This window comes from Belliella filtrata, assembly GCF_022549775.1.
Classification (GTDB): domain Bacteria; phylum Bacteroidota; class Bacteroidia; order Cytophagales; family Cyclobacteriaceae; genus Belliella; species Belliella filtrata.
Map to the genome: position 1 here is coordinate 1 of NZ_JAKZGP010000107.1, position 7,741 is coordinate 7,741.

Consider the following 7,741-nt stretch of genomic DNA (forward strand, 5'->3'; position numbering starts at 1 on the left):
AAATCCAACAATGGAGCTGAAAACTTCTGTGTTATAAGATCCGTCGTGGATACCCTGATCAAACGTTCGGGAAATATCTTAGAAAATCTAAATCATATAGCTAAATTAAAACCTGAGTAGTTACACTACTCTTTGCTTATTATTTTTTTCAATCGCGATAAGCTTTGGACAAAAAACCGAAATTGAAAATAAGATTGAGAACATAAATCTAAAACAAATTAGCAATGGCGTACTCACCGATTATGATTTTGTAAAACGATCGGAGGGTAAAATTACTATTATTGAGTTTTGGGAAACTTGGTGCGCTCCATGTATTGAAGGGATGGGACATCTTAAAGCTTTAAAAAGTAAGTTTCCAGATTCTTTAGAAATTATTTGCATTTCAAGTGATGGAATTGACAAAACCATTGATTTTATCACTAAAAATGATTTTCCTTTTACTTTTATTCATGATGATGAAAAGTCGCTAAAAAAGATATTTCCACACCAAGGAATCCCTCATACAATTCTTATTGATAAAAAAGGACAAATCAAATCTCAAACTTATGTTGGTTTTGTAACTGAACAAGTTTTGACCGAGTTAGACAATGGGAATCAGGTCAATCTACCTATGAAAAAGAATTTTGATCCTTCAGAACTGATAAATGTAAACAAGTCAAATTCACTAATCAAATTTGAATTGCTAAGACACGAGTTAGGGGAGCCAAACTCTATCTCAGAAGCTATCAATGTAGATAGACCTGTCCAAATTATAACAGGTTATTCCGGAAAAGCTTATTACGATACATTAGAAACCATTACACAATGTACTATTACAGGGAGAAATGCACTGGAGATATATCAGTATGCCTATGACGATATTCCTTTATCTCGTTTCATTTATGATAATAATTTGGGTTATTTAAATTCAAGCCTTCCTAATTTCCTATATAAAATGAATTTCTCAGCTTCAAATTTATTGGGGGATGCGAAAGAAATACTAATCAATCAATTAAATAGCATTTGGGGACTAAAAACAAAGATTATTGAAAAGGAATGTACCTATTATGAACTTGTTAGTATTAATTTGAAAGAAGATACCATAATGACTGAGTCCAATCCAACAATCGAAATAAAAAGGAGTACCTCAAGGTCCGCATTAGAACTTACAACCAGCGATATTTTTACTGCTGAATCAATCGCAAAATTGATTGAGGATCAATTTGTTTTTTTACAAGATTATAAATATTGGAATCAACAAGAGAATAAAATCTATTTTCCAGTTACTACAAATTTATCAGGAAAATATGCATTAAATATTTCGATTAATGATGAAAGTTCAAGTTTGGATAATTGGATTGAATTATTAGCAAAAAACGGGTTGAGTTTGGAAAGGAAGCATGGAAAGGTTAAGTATATCCAAATAGAGAGGTAGCCTATATAAGTATATGCAAAAAGATAAGCTCGCCCATAATCGTAGCCTGACTTGAGCCAATTTGCCCACTAGAGAGAAGCCTTTGCTTCTGATTCCTCTCGGTAAGCCCTGTTTAATGTAAAAATCTATCATAGTTCTGACACCTCGGAATAGTGATTCCCATGTAAGCCTAAGACGTATTAACTGATATAGGAAGGGCGAAGGATTTGCTAAGTGAATTAGTATGCTTTTTGGTGGATTTTAGAAGGGAATCAAAACTTCTATGAAAAAATGATGAGAAACCCAGTTGTTAAAAGCATGATAAGAAAACAGCGAACAAATAAAAAGCTAAATACTACCTTTTGTTAGACACATAACAAGAGGTTAAGTTAAAGGTGTTGGATACACTGGTGCTATTATAACAATGGTTGTAGTAATAATAATATCAATTGCATCTCTTGTGGGTTTAGGTTTAATTGGTGTTGGTGGAGCAGTTTCTAAAGTTGCTTACTCAGCTAGTGCATTAAAGTATTTTGCAGAAGGGGAACCTATAAGAGCATCAATTGAAGTATCATTAGTACTCAAATGAGCTGCTTGCGGGACAGAGCTTAAAAGCTTAGCTCCCTTATGTCTTATAATCAAAGGTTGATTTCTTAGATCCTGTAAGTGGTTCAAGAGGGTGGGAGATTGGGTTTGAATGGATCTTTTGATTGAATTAATCTTGGAAAGACATCTAATGATTACTCAGAACTAGGAAATAATTAAAAGATGATCATGAAGCCATCTTTCATTATATTAGTTTGAAACTTAAATATACATGATTATATTTGGTGAAAATGTTACTAAACATTTCTTTGAATCGGCAATCTTAGTGAAGATATCCGAACTATTCTTTGAATCAGGACAGATAAAGAAGCGCTTTTTTTGTCTATTTTCTACAAAAACCATAATCTCCCAACAAAAAATAACCTAACCAAGCATGAAAAAAATAATTGGTTTATTTATCACGCTGATAAGTTTTACCATCTCTGCACAGCAATCAAAATTTGGGGACATTTACTCATTTATCGAGAATACAGCGGTATTTGAAATCAATCAGACTGAAGGCCACACGGTTTGTATTCCTTTTAATTCAGTTGATGAAGCATTAAATCTTCAGAAATCGGAATCAGAAAATGTACTTTCGTTGAATGGAAGATGGAAGTTTCATTTTGCCAATACTCCAGAAGGTACACCCAACGAATTTTTTAAATCAAACTTCAATGATCAGGAATGGTCTGAAATCAACGTTCCGTCCAACTGGGAAATGCAGGGTTTTGGTGATCCTTTGTTCCGAAATGTGGCACATCCTTTTCACTCTGATCCACCATTTGTTCCCCGTGAATACAACCCGACTGGCTCGTACCGCAAAACATTTACCCTACCAGCAAATTGGGATAGCAAACGCATTTTTTTGCGCATGGAGAAAACAGCTTCAGCATCGTTTGTCTGGATAAACGGACAAGAAGTTGGCTATAATGAGGGTGCGCAAGAGCCTGCTGAGTATGATATCACCAGTTTCCTGAAACCAGGAAAAAATATCATTGCCGTCAAGGTAATGAAGTATTCAGATGGTGTGTATCTCGAAAGTCAAGACTATTGGCGTATGGCTGGTATTTTTGATGATGTTTGGCTTTATGCAAAATCGGATACACATATTTTCGACTGGTATGCCACTACAGAACTTGACGAAAACTATGAGAACGCAAAACTAAATTTGCAGATTACAGTAAATAACCAATCGAAAACCGACAAACAGAACTACAAGCTCCGAGCTTCACTTTTTAGCTCAGACAATGTGTTGATTCAAAATTTTACTTCTGATGCAGTTCAAATATCTGCTGACAATAAGCAAATTATCAATATGTCGTCAGACGTATTGAAACCCAAAAAGTGGACAGCCGAAACCCCAAATCTCTATCGGTTAACCATGGAGTTAATAAACATCGAAGGAAGAACAGAAGAAGTAATTACTGGTCGTATTGGTTTTAAAGAAACCGAAATTCGCAATCAGGTTTTCTACCTCAATGGCAAGGCCATAAAACTAAACGGCATCAATACACACATGCAACACCCCACCTTGGGTCATACCATGGACGAGGCCACCATTCGGAAAGATTTTGAACTATTTAAACAATTCAATATCAATTGTGTCCGCATATCACACTATCCGCCAGTTTCACGCTATTTGGAACTCGCAGACGAATATGGATTCTATATCATTGACGAAGCAGGAGTTGAAGCCCATGCTACAGAATACCTTAGCGATAATCTGGACTGGGAAGCCATGTACCGTGATAGGGTTCGCAAAATGGTGTTGCGCGACCGCAATCATCCCTCCATTCTTTTCTGGAGTGCAGGCAACGAAAGTGGTGAAGGGGAAAATATTTGTAACGTGATTGATGAAGGAAGGATATATGATAGTACACGATACTGGATGTATGGAGGGAATGCTTTTTCGCATGCCTGTGAAGAGATTATCGGGCCACGTTATGCTTCTCCTTTTGATCTCAAAACACAAGTAGGGATGGTTTCTGAAAGTATTGATCCTAGACCATCATTTATGGACGAATACCTTTCAGTAGCCGGAAATGCTGGTGGTGGACTGGATGAATATTGGGATGTCATTTACCAGTATCCACGTATCATGGGCGGTGCAATATGGGATTTTGTGAGTCCGGGTTTGCTCGAGCCAGTTCGTAAATTGACCGATTCTTCACCCAACAAGATCGCAACCCACATCATGGGACGTGCAAAACTGGTTGCTGGACATGATGGAAAAGGCATTGACTTGAATGGTCATGACCAATGGGTGGAAGTTTACCAGGATAAAAATATTGAAATCTCGGGTGATGAACTGACGGTTTCTCTTTGGGTTTTTCCACGCGATTTAATGAAAATGGGTGGGACTTTGCTTACCAAAGGAAACAATCAATTTGGTTTGCAACAAATTGGTGCCGATTCGCTTGATTTCTATATCTACACTTCGAAGAAAAGCTATGTCCGTGCTGCTTTACCCGAAGATTGGACACAAAAATGGCATCATGTCGCAGGTATTTATGACGGAAAAACAATATCACTATTTATCGACAATAAAAAGGTGGCTGAAGAAGCGGTCACTGGGAACATAACCAATTTTCCTTTTCCTCTTAATGTGGGCAAGAATGCCGAGACGCATGGTCAGCATATGTCCAGTTACTTGTGCGATGCCATAGTCGATCAGGTGGGTGTTTTTTCAACATCGATAGAAATAAACGATTTATTTGTAGCAAAACCAGACTTGAAAAATCGTGCAGTTTTGTGGCTCGATTTTGAACAGGAGCAAAACGAAGGCGAGTTCTTCAGTTATGGAATTGGTGCGCGAACTTATGGAAGTATTTGGCCTGATCGGGTTCCTCAGCCTGAAATGTGGCAAATAAAAAAATCGGCTCAACCCATTTCTGTAAAGTGGAGCAATGCCGAGAAAATGGAAATTGAAGTACAGAACCGAAACTTTTTTACCAATACAAATGCCTTTGAAGCACGTTGGAATCTGGAGGAAAACGGCATAACAATAGCTTCGGGAAAACTGGACGTGGATGTCGAACCAGAAGCCAAAAAAATATACGCTCTTCCTATCCCAAAGCCTCAGCTAAAAGCTGGTGCAACCTATTTGGCAACAGTTAGTTTTCACTCGAAAGAAGCTACAGATTGGGCGCCGAAGGGTTTTGAACTGTATTGGGATCAATTGGAATTGCCATGGGTTGTTCCTGCCCATAAAAAATTAGTACAGCATCAGTCCAATCCTTTGAAAGTGACAGATAATGAGCAATATTTGATTGTATCCGGAGAAAATTTCGATTATGCCTTCAATAAAGCAGATGGACAATTGTACTCCATGAAATACATGGGTACAGAATTGTTGAAACAGGGTGCCCAACTCAATGTTTGGCGTGCTCCTTTGGCGAACGAATTGGATGACTGGACAGTCCCAGCTGTTAATGTCTTTCCTACAAAGCAGGGTTACGGAAGGATGGTTGCAACTTCATGGTATTCCATCGGTCTGGATCATATGAAATCAAAAATTGAATCATTCTGCGTTGAAAATAAGGCTGAAAACGTAACTGTCAGTATTCGTGAAATTGCGCTTTTTGGAAATGCAGGCAATACCGGTTTCGAAAATGAGATGGTTTATACGATTGCCCCAGACGGTGAAATAAGTTTGAAGCACACAATAAATCCAAATGGAAAAATGCCCATGTCGTTGCCACGAATCGGAACAAAATGGGTTTTTGATGAGCAAATGCAAGATGTAGAATGGTTTGGACGTGGACCTCAGGAGAATTATCCAGACCGCAAAACGGGCTACCGTATTGGGCTTTATCAATCAACAGTTGATGCGATGTTTGAACCATATTTGATTCCTCAGGATTGTGGCTTGCGAACTGATAACCAATATGTGCGACTGACAAATAAAGAAGGAATTGGAATTGAGTTTTCAGCAGCTATACCATTCAATTTCAATTGCTATAATTACAGCACCGAAAATTTGTCAAAGGCAAAATACACCTATGATTTGATCAAATCGGATGGTGTAACATTCAATTTCGACTACCAAACCACTGGGGTAGGATGCACGGCAATAGGGGTGCTTAATAAATATCAAACTGTTCCTCAATACTTAGAGTTCACAAGTTCTATAAAACCATTTAAAATGAATAAGTAAGCCCTGATTGATGCATTCATTTATTTTGGCCGCCGTTAGAGACATCGGGGTGTTAGTGTGAAGCATGCACCTATGGTGTATTGACTGACATCCGCAGCGTGAAGAGTCTGGGAAGTTGGGTCGTAAGCTGATTGGCGGATTTCAGGAATTGCTTGATTTGGTTTTTGGTTGAATTCGGGAGTTTTTGCTTTAGTTTAGGTATGACTTCCCTTTATCAATAATTAGGGATTTGATGTTCTATTAAGTCTTATAATCAAAGGTTAATTTCTTAGATGCTGTAAGCAGATCAAGAAGATTCCTGATTGAATACGATAAATTATTAGTTTTTGAATTTAACATAGGAAATTAGTTAGACCTTAGTTATATTTCCACCTAAACGATTTATATATAGGAAGAGCTGTTTAAGGTGAATTTTTCATATGTAGTTCAGTAACTAGGAGATAGTGCCATTCCCGAATCATATTATATGCAAACATAGAAAACAACCCATATGAAGAAACCTTTTTTCAGACTTCTTATAGGAATACTAGTGATTATTGTTTTAACCATTTTGAATATTTTACTATTTGATAAAGTTTTTAAAGTAATGAATCTTAAAGTTTTAAAATGGTTTCCATTATTCATGTGCTTTATGGGGTTTTACATGGCGGGACTCATAAATAGAGAAACTAAAATATTCCTTACTCCATTACTTTTAATTTCTCTTGTAATTTATATCCCTTTAGAACTCTTCTATTTTCCTTATTTTCTGACTGTTATCCTTTTCTCATCCCTAGGGATTCTACTTTCTCGGAGGGAAATAGTTTACAGAATTAAGATTCCATTGTTGGTGATTTTAATTGGTGTATTTGGATTTTTTTTATTTTCCCAACCACTCATTATAAAAAATAAAGGCTTTGGAATTGATCCCAGAAATGATTTATACAATGCCACCGTACTTTGGGATTTCAAAGCCAAAAAACCTGCTAGCTTGCCAAATGAGATGTTTCAGGACACAGAAGGCAATACCTTTAGCTTAAAAGAATTAGAAGGAAAAACCTTGTTAATAACATTCTGGGCAACATGGTGTGGACCATGCATTGCAGAAAAACCTGAGTTGGAAAAATTAAAAATGAAGTTTCAAGACCATCAAGATATAGTTTTTGTGGACATTTCAGTTGATTCTAATATTGAAAAATGGAAATCATATTTATCAGAACATAATTCAAACGGTTATCAGATTGTCAGTCAAAATGTTGCCAGAACATATTCTAATTTTAATTTTTCAGGAATACCATTTCATATCATTGTTGATTCAGATGGTAAATATAAAAAATGTCATGGCCCAAATATTTTAGACGAACAATTGCTTTCTAATCCAGTAAAGCTTAATGAATATCTTAACACTCCTTACAAAGTCTTTAAAACAATTAAACTTAGTGAAAAGGATACTATTGTAAGAGTGAGATAAATGCTTGTTAATAAGATTTATATAGCTTAATACAATGTCGTTTAGTTAAGCAAATTAATAAAAAAAATGTGTAAATTATAGGGGTATATAGGGGGTAACTCTAATTCTGAAAAAAAGGAAGATTACAGGCTAAAACTAACTAAACATATTGACA

General features: G+C 36.3%; 4 protein-coding genes. All 4 read left to right on the forward strand.

Annotated elements, in window-relative coordinates; all coding sequences use genetic code 11:
• The first annotated feature begins 202 nt into the window (after positions 1-202).
• The 4 genes from MM239_RS20290 to MM239_RS20305 all read left to right on the forward strand — a co-directional run bounded on the left by MM239_RS20290 (position 203) and on the right by MM239_RS20305 (position 7,587).
• A complete protein-coding gene (locus MM239_RS20290) occupies positions 203-1,414 on the forward strand; it encodes a TlpA family protein disulfide reductase (protein WP_317235655.1) in 1,212 nt (403 codons plus the stop codon).
• Positions 1,415-1,817: 403 nt separating this feature from the next.
• Complete coding sequence (locus tag MM239_RS20295) at positions 1,818-1,982, forward strand: hypothetical protein (RefSeq protein WP_241350157.1); 165 nt, start codon at positions 1,818-1,820, stop codon at positions 1,980-1,982.
• Between the two features lie 390 nt (positions 1,983-2,372).
• The gene (locus MM239_RS20300) at positions 2,373-6,137 is read left to right on the forward strand and encodes a beta-galactosidase small subunit-related protein (protein ID WP_241350158.1); all 3,765 of its coding nucleotides are present in this window, start codon (positions 2,373-2,375) and stop codon (positions 6,135-6,137) included.
• Positions 6,138-6,627: 490 nt separating this feature from the next.
• A complete protein-coding gene (locus MM239_RS20305) occupies positions 6,628-7,587 on the forward strand; it encodes a TlpA family protein disulfide reductase (protein WP_241350159.1) in 960 nt (319 codons plus the stop codon).
• Positions 7,588-7,741: the final 154 nt, after the last annotated feature.